This window comes from Enterovibrio gelatinilyticus (assembly GCF_028683095.1).
Classification (GTDB): Bacteria; Pseudomonadota; Gammaproteobacteria; order Enterobacterales; family Vibrionaceae; genus Enterovibrio; species Enterovibrio gelatinilyticus.
In genome coordinates, this window is record NZ_JAJUBC010000026.1 from 22,803 (window position 1) to 43,932 (window position 21,130).

Sequence of the window (21,130 nt, forward strand, 5' to 3'; positions counted from 1 at the left end):
GGTTGGAAATTGAACAGCAAACGATATAAATTCAGAGGGTATTCCAAAAATTCATAATAGAAGCGAAAGGTGACAACGATGTCCATGCCGATCCCACCAATGAAAACGTTGCGTACCTTTACCGTTGTCGCGCAAACCTTGAGCTTTTCAATGGCTGGAAAGCGATTAAACCTGACACAAAGTGCTATCAGTAAACAGATCCTGCAATTGGAAGATATGATGGGGTGCGCGTTGTTTGAGCGAAGTGGTGGCAAGGTCGAGTTAACGGAGGCGGGGCGCCGATACTTGCCTTCAGTGGTTGAAGCGTTAGAAAACCTTCAGCACGCCACGTCAACCATTATGCAATCTTCTGAAACCAAAAGCCGCGTGGAAATTTCGGTTCCGCCCTCAGTAGCAAGTATGTGGTTGGTGCCTCGGTTGAATGCGTTTCGAGCTCAGCATCCCAATATCGAACTGGGTGTAAAGGCGAGCGTCACGGCAGATACACAGAACTATTATCAAAGTGATATTGCGATTCACTGCTTGCCACTTTCAATTCAAGAAGAAGAGGCAGAGTTACTGATTCGAGAAAGGCTGCGTTTGGTGGTTAACCAAAGCCAAGTGCCTTCTGAAATTTCGCATATCGACGAATTGCTCTCATTGCCGTCCATTAGTCACATCACTCGCCCTCAGATTTGGAATCAGTTTTGGCACCATTACTCCGTGGCTCCAAGCGGCCCGACGTATGGTACAGGGTTCGAACATTTCTATATGGCGATTGAAGCGGTTAGACACCAACAAGGGATGGCGTTAATTCCAGATTTTTTACTTCATGATTATTTAGATAACGACGTAGTCAGTAACCCATTAGCATTGCGTTTTGACAGCGCATACGGCTACTTTTTGTTTAGCCATGGTTTTAAGCGCAGATTAGGGCCCGTCAAACAAGTTATTGATTGGTTGAAGCGTGAAGTAATAAGACCAAGATGCCAGCCTTCTCAGCGCCTATAAACGTTGAGATAATGGACATTTTCGCGTCAAACGCGTATAAACCGCACTCCATGATGACCACTCAAAAGACTGAGCGATTTAGTATGACCACAACATCCCCAGCATCAGAAAACTATCAACAACGCTTTGGCGGCACACGTCGTTTATATGGCGCGACAGAGCTTGAGATATTAAGGCAAGCTCACGTCTGTGTGATTGGTATTGGTGGTGTGGGCTCTTGGGCGGTAGAAGCGCTGGCGCGTAGTGGTGTGGGTGCATTGACATTGATTGATATGGACGACATTTGCGTGACGAACGTGAATCGCCAAATTCACGCAATGTCAGGGACCATAGGCCAAAGCAAAATAGAAGTCATGGCAGATCGTGTTCGTGCAATTAACCCCGATTGTCAGATCAATTTAATTGATGATTTCATCTCGGAAGACAATATTCCCGAGTACATCACTAAAGATTTTGACTATGTGTTAGATGCGATTGACAGCATCAAACCCAAAACAGCGTTGATTGCATACTGTAAGCGCAACAAGATAAAAATCATCACCGTGGGTGGGGCTGGTGGTCAAATCGACCCAACACAAATTCAAGTTGCCGACCTAACGAAAACCATTCAAGACCCTTTGGCCGCGAAATTACGTAATAACCTGCGTCGTTTTCATAATTTCACCAAGACACAAGGTCGTAAGTTTGGCATTGATTGTGTGTTCTCTACCGAACAACTCAAATACCCTCAGCCTGATGGCAGTGTCTGCGAAACCAAAGCGACCGCAGAAGGGCCTAAACGAATGGATTGTGCGAGCGGCTTTGGCGCTGCCACCATGGTCACAGCTACGTTCGGGTTTGTCGCGGTATCACGCATTATTGCGAAGTTAACGGCGAAGGCTTCAGCCAAGTAATATTGTTCTGTGTAGCGAACTTTAAGCTACGCAAACCACATAGAAAAAAAGGCCACTACGTGGCCTTTTTTGATCTGAATGGCAATGCAGAATTATGCTTCAGCTTTAGAAGGGGTTTCTGATGTTTCTTCAGCGTCACGCTTAACAGCAATAGGTAGCACTTGTTTAACGTAGTCGCCAGGCGCTATCGTCAAAACAGGGAAGTTGTCAGATCCAGCTTTGTAAGGCTCAACTTTCTCTTTCGGACTGTATGCTTCCAGCCACTTATCCCAATGCGTCCACCAAGAACCTGTATTGTGCTCGGCTGAGTCAAACCACTCATCCGCAGATTCGCTTAGTTCATCATTTACCCAGTAACCATACTTACCTTTCGCAGGGTGGTTCACAATACCAGCGATGTGGCCTGATTCACCAAGCACGAAGGTTTTATTGCCACTGACGTTGAGCGCACCACGGTAGGTGCCTTGCCAAAGAGCAATATGGTCTTCTTTAGCGGATATGAAGTAGGTAGGGATTTTGATTTTGTTCAAATCAATCCACACTCCACCAACTTTAACGCCTTTGTCTTCAACCAAACGGTTATTAAGATAAAGCTCGCGTAGCATGAAGTTGTGCGTTGCAGCAGCAACATTCGTGCTATCACTGTTCCAGTACAGGAGATCGAAGTCGACAGGGCTATTGCCCTTGAGGTAATTGTCGACGTAGTAGTTCCAGTACAGGCTGTTTTCGCGAAGTAAGCTGAATGTCACGCTTAATGAGCGTCCGTCCATGTATCCGCGAGCATTGTTTTGAAGCTCAATCGCACTAACAAGGTTGTCATTAACGTAAGCGCCAACTTCTCCCGGCTGTGCGAAATCAAGCAGGGTGGTAAAGAAAGACGCAGACTTAATACGTGCTTTCATTCGCTTAGCAGCATAGTAGGCAATGGTTGAAGCCAGCACTGTGCCGCCAATACAATAACCAGCAGCATTAATTTGTGATTGGCCTGTAATGTCTTCGATGGCGCTAACGGCTTTCACCACGCCTTCAGTGACATAATCACCAAACTCTACATCACGCTGCTCAATGCCAGGGTTGCGCCATGACATCATAAATACTGTGTGGCCTTGCTCGACAAGCCAGCGCATCATGGAGTTCTTCTCACGAAGATCCAAAATGTAGTATTTGTTGATAAACGGCGGAACGATCAACAATGGCGTTGCATTGACTTTTTCCGTGGTTGGACGGTACTGGATCAACTCAAACAGTTCGTTTTTGTAAACAACATCGCCAGGTGTATTTGCCACATCTTCACCAATGCGGAACGCATTGTTGTTGGTCATTCTAACTTTGAGAATGTCAGAGCTAGATTCCAGATCTTCTTGTAATTGCTGAAGACCTTTCACCAGATTCTCACCATTTTGTTCTAATGTGAGTTTTAGCAGCTCTGGGTTTGTTCCTACAAAGTTACTTGGTGACATGGCATTGATTGCTTGACGAGAAAAGAACGTTAAGCGTTCTTTAGCTTTTTCGTCTAAGCCTTCAACGGCGTTGATGGTTTCTAAATATGTGCGGCCAAAAAGTAGGTAAGATTGTTTGATGAAATTGTAAAACATCTCATCTTGCCAGCTTTCATCTTGGAATCGTTTGTCGTCTTTTTCTGGAGCGACAACATTGGCTTTGTTAGCGGCAAGCGCTACGTTTTGCCAGATTTCCATTTGTTTTTCCCACCACTGCATTTGAATTTGCAGCATTGCGGCAGGTTGGCTTGAAGCGCCCTCAAGAAGCTTAGCGGTATCTTCCATACTCTGCTCTTGCATCGCTTTATTTAAGGGGGTGTTTGTGGCTGCCTTGCCTTGCTCGAGATCCTTCCACCATTGCTGGTTGCTATCTTGGAGTTTTTCAAGGTAGTCCGAGAAGAAGTTCTGATACATGTTTAAACCCTCTTGATCGGAAACAACCCGCCCTCATAAGTGAAGGCGGGTTGGTGACCTTATTTAAGCTGGAGTAACGGCTTTTACATTTTCAGCAGTTAGTTGCTCAAGGTCGTCTTTAAACTCTTTAGCAAGAGATTGCAGTTTGTTGCTGTCATCCATCATTTGCTGAGACAGTTTCGTCAATGCAGCAACTTGTTGGCCGCCAAATGCAGTTAGAGAAGTTACATCAGTAACGCCGCTTGCTGCTTTAACTTGAGCTAGACCCATTTCGCTGTAAGTTTTTACTGCGCTAAGTTGAAGCTCAGTGATTGTTTCAACGTTTTTAGCAACCAGTTTGTTGAACTTAACGTAAGGTGCCATTGTTTTTTCAGTTTGCTCTGAGAATGCTTTAAACATATCTGTGTACATGGTGTTTCTCCTGAGTATATTAATTAGATCCAAGGGGGTAACTTAATCGACTTAGCTATTGGCACGTTTCACGACAACAGCCGTTCCCATGCCGCCACCGATACAGAGTGAAGCCACACCGTATGTGCCTTCGCGTTTTTCTAACTCGTGGATCAGTGATACCAAAATGCGGTTACCTGATGCACCGAGAGGGTGACCCAACGCAATTGCGCCACCATTTACATTCGCTTTCTCTAAAATGGCTTCTGGGCTGACGCTATGTGTATCAGCCAGTTGGTGAACAACACCTAGAGCCTGAGCCGCGAAGGCTTCGTTGAGTTCAAACAGATCCATATCGGAAATCGATAGCTCGGCTTTTTTCAGAGCTTCGGTTACAGCACCCACTGGGCCTAAGCCCATAATTTTCGGATCTAACCCAACTTGCGCGTAGCTGGTAATTTCTGCCAATGGCGTTAGACCATGACGTTTGACCGCTGCTTCAGAAGCGACGATAACGGCACTAGCACCATCGTTCAGGCCTGATGCATTACCTGCAGTAACAGAGCCTTCGCGGTTAAATGCTGGGCGCAATTTGCCCAGACCTTCTTGCGTGCAGTCTGCTTTAGGGTATTCATCAGTATCAAAAGAAACAGTTTGGCGACGTTGCTTCACTTCAACAGGAACGATTTCATCTTTGAATCGACCCGCTTCGATTGCAGCAACGGCTTTCTGTTGGCTTTGTTGAGCGTAAGCGTCTTGTTGTTCGCGGCTTAAACCGACGAGTTCAGCAACATTTTCAGCGGTTACGCCCATGTGGAATTGGTTGTAAACATCGGTAAGACCATCGTTGATTAAAAGGTCTTTCAAACCGATATCACCCATTTTTTGGCCGCCGCGCAGAGAGCCTGACGCAGCGAATGGGATTTGAGACATGTTTTCAACGCCTGCAGCCACAACGACGTCGGCATCACCACAACGGATGTGAGCAACTGCGTCCATAACTGCCTTCATGCCGCTTCCGCAAACCATGTTGATGGCATACGCTGGCACAGTTTCTGGCAAGCCTGCAAAAATAGCGGCTTGACGACCGATGCCCATGCCTTGGCCTGCACTAACAACATTACCAAGGATGACTTCATTGACAGCTTCAGGTGCAACATTGCCTGCTTCTAGCGCGCCTTTGATAGCGACGGCTGCAAGTTGGCCTGCTGCAGTATCTTTTAGTGAACCTGTGAATGCGCCAATCGCCGTGCGTTTGGCGGCAACGATATACACTTTTTCCATGTTAACTCTTTCCTTTTTTTTACACGTAACTCGTCTTGATGAACAAGACTTAGTGCATGTACAAGCCGCCGTTGACGGACAGTGTTTCCCCGGTGATGTAAGCACCTGCATCACTTGCAAGATATGCGACTGCTTCCGCAATCTCTTCTGGGCGAGCCAGACGCTTCATCGGAATCTCACTTTTGATAGACTCCAGCACTTCTTCGCGCATGGCTTCTACCATTGGGGTTGCTGTGTAACCAGGAGCGACAACGTTTGCCGTTACGCCATAACGCGCACCTTCCATTGCTAACGCTTTGGTGAAACCAATCATGCCTGCTTTGGCAGCAGAGTAGTTAGTTTGACCAAATTGACCTTTCAGTCCGTTAACTGAGGAGATGTTGACGACGCGACAACCGCCTTTCTCGCACATGGCAGCAAAAAGAGGTTGAGTAACATTGAACAGACTGTTCAGGTTAGTGTCGATGACTGACTGCCAGTTTTCCGCAGCCATTTTCTTGAAAAGACCATCTCGAGTAATACCCGCGTTGTTAACGACAACATCGATGGTCCCTTCTTCTGACAAAAGGGTAGGAAGACGTTCTGCACATTCAGCAGTGTTGGTAACGTCTAATTCGAAAAGGCGCACTTGATCTGATGTGAATTTTTTCTCATCAAACCATTGCTCGGCACATTGTAGATTTCCCGTGAAGTAAGTGGCAATTACACGATAGCCCTCACCTACTAGTTTCTCTGTGATCGCTGAGCCGATACCACCTTTTGAACCGGTGATTAGCGCGAGTTTCTTCATTGGTGACTCCATTCTTAACAACAAGCAATTTAAATATGACCCCTGTAACTGCATTTGGAAGTCCAAAAATACAGGCACCGTTAATTTTTTAGTATTAGCGCGTAAGGGTTGAGGCTAGGGAAACTCAACTAGTCTCGGTAGAACATTAATTTATTATTATGATGGTTTTATGACCACTGGGTTCAAAGATATACAATCTTTTGAGTAAGGCAAAACGAATAGAGGGAGAATTGCAGAAACAAGATCTAGATCCACAATAAAGCGCCAAAAGTTAACGTGGTGTTAATTTTCGGTTTATTGGTTGATCGTGTTTAAATTAAATTTGAAAAATACACTTTTTTTTGGTTGGAGCGCATTAGTATTCAGCTGTTCAATTAATCGCCGAGACTGTTTAAAACAAAAGCAGTTCAAGTTAAGAAAGAAAGTCACTAATGCGCAAGTTTAATATCGGGATTATCGACTGAAGTCTCAGCTTTAAAAAGGGTATTGTACGGTAAGGTGGTTACGTAACATGGTGAAATGAATGAAAAATTAAGGCATCAAAATGGTGCTAAATGTGCTTTATCTGGTCAATAATTGCTCGAATTCCATTATTTCGAGAGGGGCTGAGATGATCAAGTAAATACATTTCTTCAAAGTATTTTTCGAAATTAAATGCCATTAACTCTTCATGTGTTTTTCCCTCTGAAGCAGCCAATATTAACGCTAACAATCCTTTAACAATGCGTGCATCTGAATCTGCTGCAAACTGGTAAGAGTTGTTGTTATTTTTCCAAATTAGCCACACATTACTTTCGCAACCAGAGATTGAAACACTTTTAGATTTTAAGTGGTCTTCCAGGCTTGGAAGCCGCTTGCCAAGCTGAATAATGAGACGATACTTATCCTCCCAGCCACGGCAATTTTTCATGCTATCAATAATGTTTGCTGTGGTAATTTCAGTACCAAAAGGGTGTGCTGGAAAATTAGTCATAATCTTTGTTCTTTCTCAAAGTAAGTCACAGGCTTTTTTTATGGCTGCAATGCAGCGCTCGATTTCATCGGCAGTATTATACAAAGCGATTGAGATGCGCACACAGCCATTTAGGCGGAGTGCATTCATCAGCGGATGCGCACAGTGTTGCCCTGAACGCACTGCAATGCCTTGTTGATCGAGTAAGGTCGCGATATCTGAGTTGTGTACGCCGTCAACGTGAAATGCCACCACACTAGCGCCTTGTTGCAATCCAATGAGCGACAGATCCTCGATGTCTTTGATGCCATCAATCAACTGTGACTGAAGTGAGGCTATGTGCTGTTCTGCGCCCTTACGATCAAGATTGTTGAACCAGTTTATCGCTTCTGCCAGCGCGAGCGCACCTGCGACATTGGGCGTACCAGCTTCAAACTTGGCAGGTGACGTCACATAAGTGGTTCCATCGAACGACACATTTTCGACCATTTTTCCGCCCCCGTGCCATGGAGGCATGGCTTCGAGTAGGGCGGGTTTGCCATACAGTGCGCCAATGCCCGCTGGCGCAAAGAGTTTGTGGCCTGAAAAGACATAGAAATCTGCATTCAGCGTATTGACGCAAACTTGTTCATGCACCACTGCCTGTGCACCATCAACGACCACAACGGCACCGTTGGCATGAGCTTTGTCAATGATGTTTTCGATAGGGTTGCGTGTGCCGGTGACGTTGCTGACATGTGCAACGGCAATGATCTTTGTCTTATGATTAAGCAGTGTGTCAAACGCTGATAGGTCGAGTTGGCAGGTCTCGGGGTCGACTGGCCATTTTACCACCTTTGCGCCCGTCTGCTCCGCGACCATTTGCCAAGGAACAATATTTGCGTGGTGTTCCATTTCGCTGACAAGAATCTCGTCGCCTGCTTGGAGCGTTTGTCTGGCATAGCTTTGGGCAATGAGATTGAGCGCTTCTGTTGCTCCGCGCGTCCAAACAATGCCCTTCACTGACGCACCAATAAAATCAGCAACAGTTTGTCTCGCCGTTTCAAAACGTTGTGTTGCTGACGCTGTTAACGAATGCGATCCACGATGAACATTTGCGTTTGCGCCTGAATAATAATCATTGATGCATTGGATGACGGACAAGGGTTTCTGTGAAGTGGCTGCACTGTCGAGATATACCAATGGTTGTCCATGGATGCGCTGCTCTAGCGATGGGAAGTCGCGGCGAATGGCATCAACATCAAAAGGTTGGGTCATCATTATTTGGGCGTCATATTGTCGAGTTTGTTGTCGGGTAGGAATGATCGCTTTTCTGTCACATGAACTCAAGTGAAAGTGCGTACGCTAACAATCTGGATTAATCTGGACTCGACGCAGGTCTTTAGCGCTGAGACTTGCCATTGAAAGGCGGATAGCGAGTATTTGATAAACCATGGGCAAAAAAAAGCACCGAGTTAAATACTCAGTGCGACGATAATCTAGTTGATAGATCAAGGTGAAAATACGGCAAGATGTTATTGCCGAGACTCGGCTGAGGCCGAAATATGCAAACACAACATCGCAACCATAGTATTGAACGAACGTAGGGAGCGTTAATCCTAGGCGCGGCTGCACTATAGGTTTTATGGGGTGACAGAACAACGGACATTTTGTAATGTAGTGCATTAGAAAAACTTATCAATTTAGGGCGAAAAATGGCCAGACGTTTACCCCCTTTAAATGCATTGCGTGTGTTTGAAGCAGCAGCGAGGCACTTAAGCTTCACTCGTGCAGCGGAAGAGTTGTTTGTTACGCAAGCTGCTGTTAGTCATCAGATAAAATCATTAGAAGAGTTTCTTGGACTCAAACTTTTCCGACGACGTAACCGCTCTTTATTGTTAACGGAGGAAGGGCAGAGCTATTTTCTCGACATAAAAGATATTTTTGTGTCTCTGGCCGATGCGACTGACCGAGTGTTGGAGCGAGGAGCCAAAGGAGCCTTGACCATCAGCTTACCACCGAGCTTTGCTATTCAATGGTTGGTGCCGCGTCTATCGGATTTTAATCAAGCACACCCTGAAATTGATGTTCGGATCAAAGCTGTCGATATGGAGGACGGCTCGCTCACTGATGATGTAGATGTCGCCATCTATTATGGACGAGGAAATTGGCCAGGATTACGTTGTGATGAACTGTATCCTGAGTTTCTTCTGCCGGTGTGCAGCCCAACCGTCTTTCATAGTGACAAACCACTAAATACACTTGCCGATCTTAAACATCACACCTTGCTTCACGACCGTTCACGACGAGATTGGACGACATACGCTAAACACTATCAGATTGCGGATATTAACCTTAACTATGGGCCTATTTTTAGTCACTCGGCCATGGTGCTTCAGGCAGCGGCGCTTGGTCAGGGGATTGCGTTAAGTAATAACGTGCTGGCTCAGCCTGAACTTGAGTCAGGACGGTTGGTGTGTCCGTTTGAACATTTTCTAATGAGTAAAAACGCCTTTTATTTGGTGAGTCAGCAAAAGGATGCTGATTCGGGGCGCATAACCGCGTTTCGTGATTGGGTGCTCGCCAAAGCCGCCGCTGAACAGGAGCAAATTTCGGCATGAATAATATCATTGTTGATGGCCCGGAGAAGGCTGACGTCACGTTCATCTTTGCGCATGGTGCGGGTGCTGATATGCATCATGAGTTTATGGAGGCAGTGGCAAAGCAAGTCGCCAATCACGGAATTCGTGTCGTGAGGTTTAATTTCCCCTATATGATCAAACGGGCTGAAGACGGAAAACGAAGACCACCAGATCGCGCCCCGAAATTGCTTGAAGCATTCACTGAAGTGGTTGAGCGTTTTGGGCGTGGTAAAACAATCATTGGTGGAAAGTCTATGGGGGGGCGTATGGCAAGCCACCTAGAAACTCTCAATATTCAAGGCATTGTTTGTCTAGGCTTTCCGTTTCACCCGCCTGGTAAGCCAGAGAAAGACAAAGGTGAGCACTTAGCGGACATGGTCAAACCGACGCTAATTTTGCAAGGAGAGCGTGATACGTTTGGTAACCGTGACGAACTAGCATGCTACCCATTTTCAGATGCTATTAGGCTCACGTTCGTGCCCGATGGCGATCACAGCTTTAAGCCACGAAAAGCATCAGGCCACACAGAGACGGGTAATCGTCAACTTGCTGCAGAGCATATTGTTAGCTTTGTGCGAGAGGTATGCCAATGAAGGGGAATCAGCTAGCGGCGTTAGGCTGTGTGTTGGCAGGTGTAGCGGTGGCATTGGGAGCCTTTGCCGCCCATGGGTTAAAATCACATGTCACACCGTATGCGCTCTCCATTATTGAAAAAGGCGTGCAATATCAGTTTTGGCACTCACTGGCGCTTATTGCTATTGGGCTTTGGTTGTATGTTTCCCCTCAGCGCTTATTGAAACTGGCGGGTGGATTTATCGCATTTGGGATCCTTTGTTTCAGTGGCAGTTTGTATGGTCTAGCACTGACGGATTGGCGTTGGCTCTGGCCTGTTACACCGATTGGCGGGTTGAGTTTTTTGCTGGGCTGGGGGATGGCAGCTTGGTCATTGTGGCGAAGAGTGAGTTAGGTGCGCTGAATCACGTTTTCTGAGGTATAATTGCGCGTTATTTTTACCACGGCATCTAAAGGCATCGTGTGAATCAGATTTTATTGTATTGCCGTCAAGGCTTTGAAAAAGAATGTGCGGGTGAGATTCAAGATAAAGCAACTTCTGTAGAAGTCTACGGTTTCCCTCGCGTCGTAAAAAACGCTGGGTATGTGTTGTTTGAATGCTACCAGCAAGGCGATGCAGAGAAACTGCTTCAAATGCTTCCTCTTAAATCGCTTATTTTTGCGCGTCAGATGGTTGCCGTTGTTGAACAGCTCTCCGATCTTGACCCTGGTGATCGTATTTCACCGATTCTTGCTCTCGGTGGTGAATTACCGAAGTGTGGTGATCTGCGTGTTGAGACGCCGGACACGAATGAAGGTAAAGATCTTCTTAAATTCTGTCGTAAGTTTACTGTGCCGCTTCGCCAAGCATTGCGTAAACGCGGCGTGTTGCTAGCCAAAGAAAACCCGAAACAACCTGTTTTGCATGTGTACTTCACTGCGCCAGGTTGCTGCTATGTGGGCTATTCGCTAAGTAACAACAACTCGCCACATTATATGGGTATTCACCGTCTGAAATTCCCAGCGGAAGCGCCAAGTCGTTCGACACTGAAGTTGGAAGAAGCTTTTCATGCGTTTATTCCTCGTGATGAGTGGGATGAACGGATTGCACCGGGAATGCGTGCAGTCGATCTTGGGGCATGTCCGGGAGGCTGGACTTATCAGCTGGTGAAGCGATCCATGTTTGTTCACGCAGTCGATAACGGTGCAATGGCTGAAAGCTTGATGGAAACGGGTCAAGTGAAGTACCACGCAGCTGATGGCTTTAAGTTCGAACCGCCGCGTAAGAACATCACTTGGTTAGTGTGCGATATGATTGAAAAGCCATACCGCGTTGCACAACTGATGGGTGAATGGATCATTGAACGATGGGCGGTTGAGGCGATGTTCAATCTGAAGTTGCCAATGAACCGTCGATACGAACAGGTGAAAGAAGACATCGATAACTTGAAAAAGTTTTTGATTGAGAACGGTGTGAAGTTTGAAATCCAAGCTAAACATTTGTATCACGACCGTGAAGAAGTGACGGTACACCTTCGTCGCCTGAACTAAGGTTTCTGGCGAAAGTGAATAATAAAAAACGGCAGCCCAAGGGCTGCCGTTTTTTATTGTCTGGCGTAAATCAGTCGGGCTATTGACGATTGACCACTTCGTTATTGCTCGGTTTTTGCGTTTGGCATGTAGCGAATATCTTGAAGGTTGAAACCCAGCGCAATATCAGTTTTTAGCGTGGCGACTTGTTTGCAACGTTGTGCGAGTTCTTGATTGCCCTCTAGCTTTTTCTGCCATTTTGGCTCAATGTCATCGGCGGCAAAAATGTGCGCTAAGGTGGTGTAACGCTGCAACAAGGTAGCAGCCGTTTTTGGACCAATACCTGGCACGCCGGATACACCACTTGAACTGATCCCTACCAAGCCCCAATAGTCGACTAATTGTGTCGGCAAGACTGCGAATTCTTTTTCAATAAAGGGGCTATCTAGCCAGCGTTGTTGGAAGTAATCGCGAATACGTAGCGTCGGCTGAAGGAGCTGACAATAGCCTTTATCTGTAGAAACAACGGTCACTTGCCCGTTTTTGCTAGCAACTTTCACTGCCAAAGTTGCGATCATGTCATCAGCTTCATCGCCGGAAGACAGCAGTGAGTCGATGCCCATGTCCCAGAACGCATCTTGAATGATGCTTAGCCCGTCGTGAAGCGGCTCGGGCATGGGTTTGCGGCCTTGCTTATATTCAGGGATTAACTCCGCACGCCAACCTCTGTCTTGTTCTGTGTGGTCAAACACCGCCACCATGTGGGTTGGATCTGAAGAGCGAATGATTTTGTTCAGAGCTCGACAACACACTTGTGCCGTTGAGGCAATATCATCAGGGTTTGGCTGGGCAGCGTGAACCCGACGAATGAGGTTCATGGCATCAATGATGACAAGATGAATAGACATGAGGTGTCCGCTAAATAAAAAATGGCCCGATAGGGCCATTCTAATTACTTGAGAGATAAATGAAAGGCTAACTGTTAGCGACCGCCATTACCTTGAACGATTTCGTAGCAGGGGACATAAGCCGTTCCAGGCAGTTTCATGCGTTGCTGCTCCACAAAGCCTCGCAGCAATTTATCCATCTTTTTCATTAAGACGGCATCACCGTTAATTTTGAATGGACCATGACGTTCAATCTCACGGATCCCTTCCTCTTTCACGTTGCCAGCAACAATGCCAGAGAAGGCTTGTCGCAGTGCAGACGCGAGAAGTTCAGGTCGTTGATTCATGTGTAAGTCGAGGTTCGCCATGTTTTCATGGTTGGGCTCAAACGGCAGTTGGAACTCGGGTGCAATTTTTAGTGACCAGTTAAACGAGTATGCGTCTCCCGTTGATTGTCGATGTTCTTTCACTGCGGGCATGCCTTGCTTGATAATGCGTGCCGCTTTTGCCGGATCGCCCACCACGATTTGATAGTACTTGGTGGCCTCTTCTCCAATGACATCGCGAATGAATTCATCGATGACACGGAAATAATCGGCACTTTCTTTAGGGCCAGTGAGTACAACGGGCATCGGCTGACCTGCATTGTCTGGATGCATTAAAATACCAAGTAAATAGAGCAATTCTTCTGCCGTCCCTGCGCCGCCAGGGAAGATCACGATGGCATGGCCGACACGCACAAATGCTTCCAGCCGTTTTTCGATATCCGGCATGATCACCAGTTCGTTAACAATGGGATTGGGGGGCTCTGCAGCAATAATTGACGGCTCGGTTAACCCTAAGAAACGGCTACCTGTTACGCGCTGTTTAGCGTGACCAATAGCTGCCCCTTTCATTGGCCCTTCCATTGCCCCGGGTCCACAACCAGTACAGATATTAAGTTCGCGCAGCCCTAGTTCATGGCCGACCTCACGGGTGTATTGGTATTCAATAGGATTGATAGAGTGTCCACCCCAACAAACCACTAGGTTAGGGTCTTTGCCTGGTACTAACGCTTTCGCGTTACGCAAAATATCGAAAATCAAATTGGTGATGTGATTTGAATTTGTAAGGTTGAAGATTTTGGCGTGCTCGAGCTGTACATTGACGTGAATGATGTCACGTAGTACCGAAAACATGTGCTCTTGAATGCCTCGAATGATTTTTCCATCTACAAACGCGTGATCGGGTGGGTTGACCAACTCTAGCTTCACCCCGCGCTCACGTCGCATGACGCGGATGTTGAATGCTTTGTATTGTTCAAGCAGTTCTTTGGAGCTGTCTGTATGGCTGCCGGAGTTAAGTACGGCTAGCGAACAGTTACGATACAGGCGGTATAAATCGCTCTGCGCGGTGTCTTTGAGTCTGTCGACCTCAAGCTGAGAAAGTAGATCCATTGCCCCGACTGGGCTGATATGAGTGATCATAGTCACCTCCTGTGCGAAGAAAACACACTGCCTAAAGAGAAAGGCTTTTTATAAACATCATTTCATTCAATGAATTATTGTTTTCAATGCTATAAAAATCAGTGTGTTAATTAACCATACACGCAGATATTTAGTTTAGCCAGTTTGACGAGATAAAAGGATGCAGTACGAGGAGGAACGTGGCGTGAAAAAGTAAAGGGTGGAGCGATAGCGATGTAAGAGAGAGCGTTCGAAGCTGCTGATGAGGTAAAGACAATACTATTGAATCAAGCAGATAACGAGTGAGTCAATTAGAGGAAGACTAAGCCCATACCAATTTGTTACGACCATTATGTTTGGCGTTGTATAGCGCATTATCTGCGCGCTCGAGGACTTGAACTGTATTGTCGTTGTCTTTGAACATGCTTGCGCCGATGGAAACCGTAACGGTTAGACGCATATCTTTGAACTTGAAAGGAAGTTTTGCGATGGTTTCACGTACATTGTTTAGCAATGACTTTCGTGTTTCTTCGTCGGCGTCAGGTAACAAGATCACAAACTCCTCACCACCAAATCGTGCAATAAAATCGGTATCACGTAAACATTGATGAATGGTTCTTGCGACAACTTTCAGTACTTTGTCTCCGACGAGGTGACCGTATTGGTCGTTGACGCTTTTGAAGTGGTCAATGTCAATCATGGCAAGGCAGAACGGTGTTTCGTAACGAATCCAGCAGCGATATTCGTGTTCTAAGCGATCATCCAGCGCCGCACGGTTATAGACTTTGGTGAGTGGGTCGAGCAGCAGTTTACGCTCTTGATCACCGAGACGACGGCGGTAGTCCATCGTTTGGCTGTAAAGCGCCTCAAGTTTTTGTTCATTGTGCTGTAGCTGTTCTAGAAGCTGTTGCTCGCGCTCTTCAAGCTCTTTGTTACGAGTCACTAACGAGGCAAGATTTACGGAAACTTGAGAAAGTTTAGGTCGCAAGGCATCCAGTGATTCTGCATCTCGGAGTTGAGTTTGAATCGTTTCAACAGAATGCTCAAGTTCATCGTTGATTGTGCTTCGTTGCGTTGATATGGATTGAGAGTTGTCAATGGATCGCCCGTTATGGCGCTGAACAATGGAGAGATCTTCATTGAGCTGTGACAAAAAAGCCTGTGAGGCTTTTCGCTCATTGCGCGTACCATCCAGGATGAGCTGAACGGACTCTAAGGTGAGTTCCAGCAGAGTTTGCGCTTCTGGCGCTAGCAGTAGTTTACTTCGAATGCTTAATAAACGATCGCCAGCTTCACCATCAAAATCGAGCTCTGTGATCAAGTGTTGCAGTTCGCTACACAGTTGATTAATACGATCGATATTGAGTAATTCTTTTGCCGTTAATCCATTCGAGGGCAATGCCAATAGCTTGAGCGCGCGTTCATAAAGCTGAAGTAGCGCGACGATTTTATTGTTATTGCCTTGTTCATGGGCATTTGGACTTATCAGCAGATTTCGCAGATCTCGTTTGAGTTGCGCAGGAAGCCCAGGTAAGCACTTTAGTGTTTCAGCACTTTGTTCGTACTGACATTCCAAGGTGCCTTTGGCTTTCTCCATTGCTTGATTATGTCTGTTGACCATGCGCTCTACCAATGCCAGTTGAGGGATCAATCTGCTGACATCGTCTTGACTGTCTAGCTCTCGTCGTATCTGTGACAACCGCTCATTGAGCAGTGGGTCTTCATGCGCTTGAGATGCTGCAATAAGGCGTGAAATTAGCCTTTTTAAGATCGTCGCTTCACGCCGCGATTTAAGAGCTAAATCACGGAATACCAGCTGTGAGTGCTGCAACTTTTCTTTCAGTGTAATGACGTCTTCATCTGACGAGAAGTTGGACATAAACTACGACTATATCTCCAAACCCCCGCCACATGCGCTTTTGCATCGACTTTGGGGCTGATAAATGAAAAACGCATGCGCGCGACCACTAGCTATAACGGTTTATTGCTTGTCTTATCAATAAATTGAAGTCAGTTTTTATCAGATTCGTGAACCGTCTGCCAGTTAATCTCACCGTTTGCCGAAGTTTTGACCTTAAGCAATCCAGTACTTATGCCATCAAGGCACGCTTGACGGACATTGTTATCGGCGAAACAAGCTGCTGGGGTGGAGTCTATGGCACTGATTTGGACCCACTGGCTGGATAGCTCATTTTTACAGGCCTGGCGGGCGGCACTGGTTGCCATCAGCAGGATGTCGATAAGCTCTTTGTCGTTGATAGAGGTAAATGCGCGAGGCAGGAAAGGGTAGTCTGCCATGCCTATACGAAGTCGGTTATCTACATCTTCAAGTCCAGCTTCTTGGACAAAATCGTCAACCAATTGCTGGATTTTCGATGCCAGACGTTCTGGTGCATTCAGGGTTTCAGCATTGGGCTCAATGTAAATGAACATGGCATCGGAGAAATGGTAAAGACGTGCGGGCTTGATGATGTGTGATTTTAAGAAATCACCCATCTGACGTTCTAATTCTAATCCTTGATGGTAGCCATGCTGAAGATAGACAACCTTCAAAAATGGCACTTCAAACATGGCAAAGCTCAGTTTGTCACTGAGGGGCTCATGGATCATTTCACCCAAATACCACTGTTCAAAATTCGCACTGGTTTTCGCGAGTGAATTCGACAATCTATCATTGAGCATTCGCAAGTTGCGCAGACCACTTCGAGGGTGGGTATACAGCTCTTTTTGAAGATCTTGCAATTGATTGAGTCGCATCGATGCTGCACGATTTCTCAGCACCAATACCAGCAACAGAACGCTTAGGCTTCCTAATAGAAATAGGTTTATTTTCTTCTGTTCAACAATGGTTTGAGTGTTCTCTGCATGCTGCTTTTGCATGTCGTCGAATTGAAGCTGTCGCTCTATGACGCGTTGGCTTTGTTTAAATGACTCAGTTTCCTGATTTCGACGTTGTGTCTCATCACGTTGACTGATTTCGTCATAGCGACGCTGAAAATACAAGGCGCTTGGGAAATCAGGTTTTTGTTCATAAGCCTGTGACAGCTGAGCGAGGCTGTCACGTTTGAGTTTATAGTTGTTGATAGCGGTTGCATGGCTTAAGGCTTGCTTTAATGCATCAATGGCGACATCCGTTTGTTGAGTCAATAACGCCTGTTCCCCTTTGACAATCAATGCTTGGGCGAGCACCTCCATGGCGTTAGCATTCTTAGCAAGCTTAATAGCGTCGTTGACATATTCCTTCGCTTGCGGGTATCGGAGCAATTTGAGGTAAGTGTTTGCAATCGCAACATTGATGTCGGCGATTTGAACGTCGCGAGCCAGAGTTTTTTCTAGTTCTAAGGCGTTAAAATAGTGAACGAGTGCGAAATTGTAGCGCCCTTGCTGGTGGTACAAGCCTGCAAGTAGTGTTTGTGTTTCGGAGAGGCCGCACTTCAAATCATACTGTTCATAGAATTCAGCCGCTTGGTTCGCGTGTTGAAGCGCTTTATTAAATGCCCCTTTTTGCTGATAAAGCTTGGTCAATGCAATGTTGGCTTGGGCAATCTGTGGTGATAAATCATTTTCGCTTGCTTGCCAGTAAGCACTGAGTAACTCGGATAGGGCGCGTTCATGAGCGTTAATGCGGAGGAAATAATTGCCTAGCGCAATTTGGTATCGCACCTTGAGTTTTAAATTCGCATCTGTCCCGAGCGCATTTTTCGCGATATCGAATTGGGCAAGGGTTTCTTGTTCATTTTCCTGTTCAGTGACAATGATAGCGTTCAGTAGCGTTGTTTCAAACGTTAGGCGTTGAACGCGGCTTGAATGCATATCAGTGAGTTTTGGGATCTCTGCAATCAGCGTCTGAAGTAGCGTTTCTGCTGCTGCTGGGTCATTGTTCAGTGTCAGCAATAGCGACGTTTCCGCGAGAGTGACTTCCAAAAGTGCTCGTTTGAGATGATGGGCGGTTGCGATCTCTTTGGCTAAGGCCAAAAACTTCCATGCTTTTTCTCGATGAAGCAAAATGCCATGCGCTTTGGCGGAAATTAAATAGGCATGCACAGTATTGAGGGGAGTGCGAATAGAGCGATCTGCTTCGTTATTGCTATGAGGTCGGTTACTTGTTTCAGCGAGTCGACGCTGCATGAGATAGCGCTCAGTGACCTGCAATGCTTGCCTTGGGTCTGTGTGTAACAAGGCTTCAGCCTCTGTGAGCACAGGTGTTGAATTAATTGTTGCGCTGACATGATTGCTTATCAGCAACGAAAAAAAAAGCAGTGCGGTTGTCAAAAATCGCATGATTAGCAGAGTCTATGATTGTGAAGAAAAAAGGCTCAGAACTCTGAGCCTGTTTCGAAATTATTGACGAGCGAGTCGGTTATTTTCGCTTGGTGTTTTACCCATGTTAGTACGATATGGGTTGATATCCAAACCACCGCGGCGAGTGTAGCGCGCGTAAACCGTTAACAATTCAGGCTGACAGTACTTCATCAGATCCGTAAAAATTCGCTCAACACATTGTTCGTGGAATTCATTGTGACGGCGGAACGATACGACATAACGCAGTAGCTTTTCACGATTGATTTTCGGACCTTTGTACGCGATACGTACTGAACCCCAATCAGGTTGGTTAGTGATAAGACAGTTGGACTTCAAAAGGTCACTGTTCAGTGTCTCACTAACCACTGGGCCTTCTGCCGCTCCTTCTAAGAGGCTTGGATCAAAGGCATAGTCGGTGATTTCGATGTCTTGGTCGTCAATATTTTCGCCACCAAATGCAATCACGGGTGTGTTGCTGAATTCTTCAAGGGGCAAGATAGTGACATCGACATCTTCGCCAGCACAGGCTGACAGGTCTTTCGCCAAGGTATCGACCACTTCCTGCCAGCTATCAAAACGCGTCTGGTTGAAGCTGTTGAGGTACAGTTTGAACGATTTAGATTCGATCAAGTTTGGACTGGTTGCTGGCAGACGCACTTCACCAATCGCGACTTGCGGTAACCCTTTGCCATTGAGCCATGACAGTTCGTAGAGTGTCCAAATGTCGTAACCGGTAAAAGGCAGTGAATCCCCAAGGTCTAGGTCATCACGATTAAGACTACGCGGTACAGGTTGCAGCAGCTCAGGAGCGTATAGCTCTTGATAGTCCGTTTTCTGACCTAGCGACAGGCCAGCAAGTTCTTTTGCATCTTGATATTTGCTCATACGGTTTTGCCACGGATCGATTAGAATGCGCAAAGTTTACTGAATCTTGAGGAATCTTGCTAATGAATCACTCTGTTACTCATGCGCTTTGGTCGTTCAGCGAGCGTTTTGTCGATGCTTGGAATATACAACATGGTTCAAAACCACAGAGCGATGCCTATTTGGGTCTTGCCTCTCCATGCGTGTTGCAAGAAACGGATGACACGGTGATTTGGCAGCCAGTAATGAGAAATGAACCTGCGGATTTCAGTAATGTTGAAGACGGTATAGGCATTAGTTTGCATGAAGACATTAAGGCTTTTTATGCCGGCCTCTACTGCGGTGATATGACAGCATCGTTTAATGGTCACCCTCTAGAGCTTATTCAAGTATGGAGCGATGAGGACTTGCCGCGCCTACAAGAAAATATGCTTGGCCATTTACTCATGCAAAAGCGATTAAAGCAAAATCCGACAGTTTTCATTGCGTCAACCGATGACGAATTTGATGTTGTGTCTATTTGCAGTGTGACAGGCGAAGTGATTAAAGAACGTATCGGGACGAAAGAGCGCAATGTATTGGCGCCAAACGTAGAGACGTTTCTCGGTATGTTGAAGCCGGAGGCATAGTAGATATGTACGTGGTTGAACTGACCTTTGAGTGTTTTGATGACACAACGATCTCTGCTGTGGATCGCTCTGTAAATGGGTTGATGGATGCTTTGCGCTATAACGGACAAGTGTTAGGGCGTGAGTTTCCAATGGTAATGGGCGATGGAGTGTTTCACGTGCGCGCAGTGTGCCCAGAGAAAGATAGCCTAAACCCTAAATATCATAGCCCTCAGGTCGCGTTGAAAATACGTCAGTTGTCAGAGGCGTGTTTATTATCGCCGAAGTTAAAAGTGCTTGGGCGTGACATTAACTCGGAAGAAAGTGCTCAAGTAGAAGATCGTTCATGGCAGGTGATGTATACCACTTATGTGCACACATGCTCACCTCTTCGCTGCGGCGAAACACTATTGCCAATTCCGCTGTATCGCTTTCCCGCCACCTTTAATGGGGATCATAAGGCGGAAATTAAGTGGCAAACAGAGTGGCAGGCGTGTGACGAGATCCAAATGGCTGGCTCGTTCAAAGCAGAGCATGCGGCATTGGCTGAAATTCAGGATGCTGACAGCCTTTTGTTCCGAAAAGGCTGGGATATTCGTGGTCGCATTGAGTACATCACTAAGGTTCCGACGTATTACTATCAATATCGAGTCGGGGGTAAGGATGCAGAATCTGAACTGGCCAGAAAGTGCCCCAAATGTGGGGGGGATTGGTTATTAGAAGCCCCACTTCATGATGTATTCCACTTCAAGTGCGATAGTTGTCGTATCGTGTCTAACCTGTCGTGGGACTTTCAGTAACTAGCTGTTCGCCATAAGGTGTTGCTCTAGGGCTTCAAGCTTTGTAGTCAGCGCCTTTACTTGCTCTTCTAAAGCTTCGATTCTCTCATCGGAGCTTTTTTTACTCTCGACCAATTCAACCTTTGGTACTTTTCCATTTTTCTTCCAATGCTGAAGCGCACTAATGATCAATGGCATAGGAACGGGCTGAGTAAGTCGACTTTTGACGAGTGCAACGCTGGGATTTTTGCCTTCACGCAGAAGTGATTGAATGGCTTGCTCTAAAATTGGAGTGAAGTCAGTGCTCATGGTGCTATCCCTTTTCATCAT

The 21,130-nt window shown here is 46.3% G+C and carries 20 protein-coding genes; 8 read left to right on the forward strand and 12 right to left on the reverse strand.

Annotated elements, in window-relative coordinates:
• Positions 1–78: 78 nt before the first annotated feature.
• The gene (locus LRP50_RS18950; protein ID WP_274166018.1) at positions 79–990 is read left to right on the forward strand and encodes a LysR family transcriptional regulator; all 912 of its coding nucleotides are present in this window, start codon (positions 79–81) and stop codon (positions 988–990) included.
• 83 nt (positions 991–1,073) lie between these two features.
• Positions 1,074–1,883: a tRNA cyclic N6-threonylcarbamoyladenosine(37) synthase TcdA gene (gene tcdA, locus LRP50_RS18955; protein ID WP_274166019.1), complete on the forward strand. Its 810-nt coding sequence runs from the start codon at positions 1,074–1,076 to the stop codon at positions 1,881–1,883.
• Between the two features lie 92 nt (positions 1,884–1,975).
• On the opposite strand, the gene phaC is transcribed toward tcdA, so the two are convergent.
• The 6 genes from phaC to LRP50_RS18985 form a co-directional block, all read right to left on the reverse strand.
• On the reverse strand, positions 1,976–3,796 hold the full coding sequence (gene phaC, locus LRP50_RS18960) for a class I poly(R)-hydroxyalkanoic acid synthase (RefSeq protein ID WP_274166020.1): 1,821 nt from the start codon (positions 3,794–3,796) through the stop codon (positions 1,976–1,978).
• A gap of 63 nt (positions 3,797–3,859) precedes the next feature.
• Positions 3,860–4,207, reverse strand: a complete 348-nt coding sequence (locus LRP50_RS18965; RefSeq protein WP_274166021.1) for a phasin family protein — start codon at positions 4,205–4,207, stop codon at positions 3,860–3,862.
• 51 nt (positions 4,208–4,258) lie between these two features.
• Complete coding sequence (locus LRP50_RS18970) at positions 4,259–5,470, reverse strand: acetyl-CoA C-acetyltransferase (RefSeq protein WP_274166022.1); 1,212 nt, start codon at positions 5,468–5,470, stop codon at positions 4,259–4,261.
• Between the two features lie 49 nt (positions 5,471–5,519).
• On the reverse strand, positions 5,520–6,260 hold the full coding sequence (locus LRP50_RS18975; RefSeq protein WP_274166023.1) for an SDR family oxidoreductase: 741 nt from the start codon (positions 6,258–6,260) through the stop codon (positions 5,520–5,522).
• A gap of 550 nt (positions 6,261–6,810) precedes the next feature.
• Complete coding sequence (gene csdE, locus LRP50_RS18980) at positions 6,811–7,233, reverse strand: cysteine desulfurase sulfur acceptor subunit CsdE (protein WP_274166024.1); 423 nt, start codon at positions 7,231–7,233, stop codon at positions 6,811–6,813.
• A gap of 15 nt (positions 7,234–7,248) precedes the next feature.
• Positions 7,249–8,472, reverse strand: coding sequence for an aminotransferase class V-fold PLP-dependent enzyme (locus tag LRP50_RS18985; protein WP_274166025.1), 1,224 nt, complete (start codon positions 8,470–8,472; stop codon positions 7,249–7,251).
• Positions 8,473–8,906: 434 nt separating this feature from the next.
• Here LRP50_RS18985 and LRP50_RS18990 point away from each other — a divergent pair, with 434 nt between their 5' ends.
• The 4 genes from LRP50_RS18990 (at position 8,907) to rlmM (ending at position 11,936) form a co-directional block, all read left to right on the forward strand.
• Positions 8,907–9,812 carry a transcriptional regulator GcvA gene (locus LRP50_RS18990; protein WP_274166026.1) on the forward strand — a complete coding sequence of 302 codons (906 nt, stop codon included), beginning with the start codon at positions 8,907–8,909 and terminating at the stop codon, positions 9,810–9,812.
• Positions 9,809–10,426, forward strand: coding sequence for an alpha/beta family hydrolase (locus tag LRP50_RS18995; RefSeq protein WP_274166027.1), 618 nt, complete (start codon positions 9,809–9,811; stop codon positions 10,424–10,426). The genes LRP50_RS18990 and LRP50_RS18995 overlap by 4 nt, the downstream gene beginning before the upstream one ends.
• Positions 10,423–10,800, forward strand: coding sequence for a DUF423 domain-containing protein (locus LRP50_RS19000; protein ID WP_274166028.1), 378 nt, complete (start codon positions 10,423–10,425; stop codon positions 10,798–10,800). Before LRP50_RS18995 ends, LRP50_RS19000 begins: the two co-directional genes overlap by 4 nt.
• A 68-nt stretch (positions 10,801–10,868) precedes the next feature.
• Positions 10,869–11,936 carry a 23S rRNA (cytidine(2498)-2'-O)-methyltransferase RlmM gene (gene rlmM, locus LRP50_RS19005; RefSeq protein ID WP_274166029.1) on the forward strand — a complete coding sequence of 356 codons (1,068 nt, stop codon included), beginning with the start codon at positions 10,869–10,871 and terminating at the stop codon, positions 11,934–11,936.
• Between the two features lie 101 nt (positions 11,937–12,037).
• On the opposite strand, the gene xni is transcribed toward rlmM, so the two are convergent.
• From xni to queF, 5 genes are all read right to left on the reverse strand, one after another.
• A complete protein-coding gene (xni, locus tag LRP50_RS19010) occupies positions 12,038–12,823 on the reverse strand; it encodes a flap endonuclease Xni (RefSeq protein ID WP_274166030.1) in 786 nt (261 codons plus the stop codon).
• 74 nt (positions 12,824–12,897) lie between these two features.
• The gene (ppnN, locus tag LRP50_RS19015) at positions 12,898–14,268 is read right to left on the reverse strand and encodes a nucleotide 5'-monophosphate nucleosidase PpnN (protein WP_274166031.1); all 1,371 of its coding nucleotides are present in this window, start codon (positions 14,266–14,268) and stop codon (positions 12,898–12,900) included.
• Positions 14,269–14,569: 301 nt separating this feature from the next.
• Entirely contained in the window at positions 14,570–16,126 is a 1,557-nt protein-coding gene (locus tag LRP50_RS19020; RefSeq protein WP_274166032.1) for a GGDEF domain-containing protein, read from the reverse strand.
• 131 nt (positions 16,127–16,257) lie between these two features.
• On the reverse strand, positions 16,258–18,528 hold the full coding sequence (locus LRP50_RS19025) for a tetratricopeptide repeat protein (RefSeq protein ID WP_274166033.1): 2,271 nt from the start codon (positions 18,526–18,528) through the stop codon (positions 16,258–16,260).
• Positions 18,529–18,588: 60 nt separating this feature from the next.
• Positions 18,589–19,434, reverse strand: a complete 846-nt coding sequence (gene queF, locus LRP50_RS19030) for an NADPH-dependent 7-cyano-7-deazaguanine reductase QueF (RefSeq protein WP_274166034.1) — start codon at positions 19,432–19,434, stop codon at positions 18,589–18,591.
• Positions 19,435–19,496: 62 nt separating this feature from the next.
• Between queF and syd the strand changes: the two genes are divergently transcribed.
• Together syd and LRP50_RS19040 are read left to right on the forward strand one after the other, a co-directional pair.
• Positions 19,497–20,042 carry a SecY-interacting protein gene (syd, locus tag LRP50_RS19035; RefSeq protein ID WP_274166035.1) on the forward strand — a complete coding sequence of 182 codons (546 nt, stop codon included), beginning with the start codon at positions 19,497–19,499 and terminating at the stop codon, positions 20,040–20,042.
• Between the two features lie 5 nt (positions 20,043–20,047).
• On the forward strand, positions 20,048–20,821 hold the full coding sequence (locus LRP50_RS19040; protein ID WP_274166036.1) for a Zn-ribbon-containing protein: 774 nt from the start codon (positions 20,048–20,050) through the stop codon (positions 20,819–20,821).
• Here LRP50_RS19040 and LRP50_RS19045 read toward each other — a convergent pair whose 3' ends face one another.
• A complete protein-coding gene (locus LRP50_RS19045) occupies positions 20,822–21,109 on the reverse strand; it encodes a hypothetical protein (protein WP_274166037.1) in 288 nt (95 codons plus the stop codon).
• Positions 21,110–21,130: the final 21 nt, after the last annotated feature.

Bases quoted from the DNA above. Each gene is read 5' to 3' on its own strand.
- LRP50_RS18985 (WP_274166025.1), bottom strand. From the start codon at position 8,472: ATGATGACCCAACCTTTTGATGTTGATGCCATTCGCCGCGACTTCCCA.
- LRP50_RS19045 (WP_274166037.1), bottom strand. From the start codon at position 21,109: ATGAGCACTGACTTCACTCCAATTTTAGAGCAAGCCATTCAATCACTT.
- LRP50_RS18990 (WP_274166026.1), top strand. From the start codon at position 8,907: ATGGCCAGACGTTTACCCCCTTTAAATGCATTGCGTGTGTTTGAAGCA.
- phaC (WP_274166020.1), bottom strand. From the start codon at position 3,796: ATGTATCAGAACTTCTTCTCGGACTACCTTGAAAAACTCCAAGATAGC.
- queF (WP_274166034.1), bottom strand. From the start codon at position 19,434: ATGAGCAAATATCAAGATGCAAAAGAACTTGCTGGCCTGTCGCTAGGT.
- csdE (WP_274166024.1), bottom strand. From the start codon at position 7,233: ATGACTAATTTTCCAGCACACCCTTTTGGTACTGAAATTACCACAGCA.
- syd (WP_274166035.1), top strand. From the start codon at position 19,497: ATGAATCACTCTGTTACTCATGCGCTTTGGTCGTTCAGCGAGCGTTTT.
- ppnN (WP_274166031.1), bottom strand. From the start codon at position 14,268: ATGATCACTCATATCAGCCCAGTCGGGGCAATGGATCTACTTTCTCAG.
- LRP50_RS18950 (WP_274166018.1), top strand. From the start codon at position 79: ATGTCCATGCCGATCCCACCAATGAAAACGTTGCGTACCTTTACCGTT.
- LRP50_RS18965 (WP_274166021.1), bottom strand. From the start codon at position 4,207: ATGTACACAGATATGTTTAAAGCATTCTCAGAGCAAACTGAAAAAACA.
- tcdA (WP_274166019.1), top strand. From the start codon at position 1,074: ATGACCACAACATCCCCAGCATCAGAAAACTATCAACAACGCTTTGGC.
- LRP50_RS18975 (WP_274166023.1), bottom strand. From the start codon at position 6,260: ATGAAGAAACTCGCGCTAATCACCGGTTCAAAAGGTGGTATCGGCTCA.
- LRP50_RS18970 (WP_274166022.1), bottom strand. From the start codon at position 5,470: ATGGAAAAAGTGTATATCGTTGCCGCCAAACGCACGGCGATTGGCGCA.
- LRP50_RS19020 (WP_274166032.1), bottom strand. From the start codon at position 16,126: ATGTCCAACTTCTCGTCAGATGAAGACGTCATTACACTGAAAGAAAAG.
- LRP50_RS19040 (WP_274166036.1), top strand. From the start codon at position 20,048: ATGTACGTGGTTGAACTGACCTTTGAGTGTTTTGATGACACAACGATC.
- LRP50_RS19025 (WP_274166033.1), bottom strand. From the start codon at position 18,528: ATGCGATTTTTGACAACCGCACTGCTTTTTTTTTCGTTGCTGATAAGC.
- LRP50_RS18995 (WP_274166027.1), top strand. From the start codon at position 9,809: ATGAATAATATCATTGTTGATGGCCCGGAGAAGGCTGACGTCACGTTC.
- xni (WP_274166030.1), bottom strand. From the start codon at position 12,823: ATGTCTATTCATCTTGTCATCATTGATGCCATGAACCTCATTCGTCGG.
- LRP50_RS19000 (WP_274166028.1), top strand. From the start codon at position 10,423: ATGAAGGGGAATCAGCTAGCGGCGTTAGGCTGTGTGTTGGCAGGTGTA.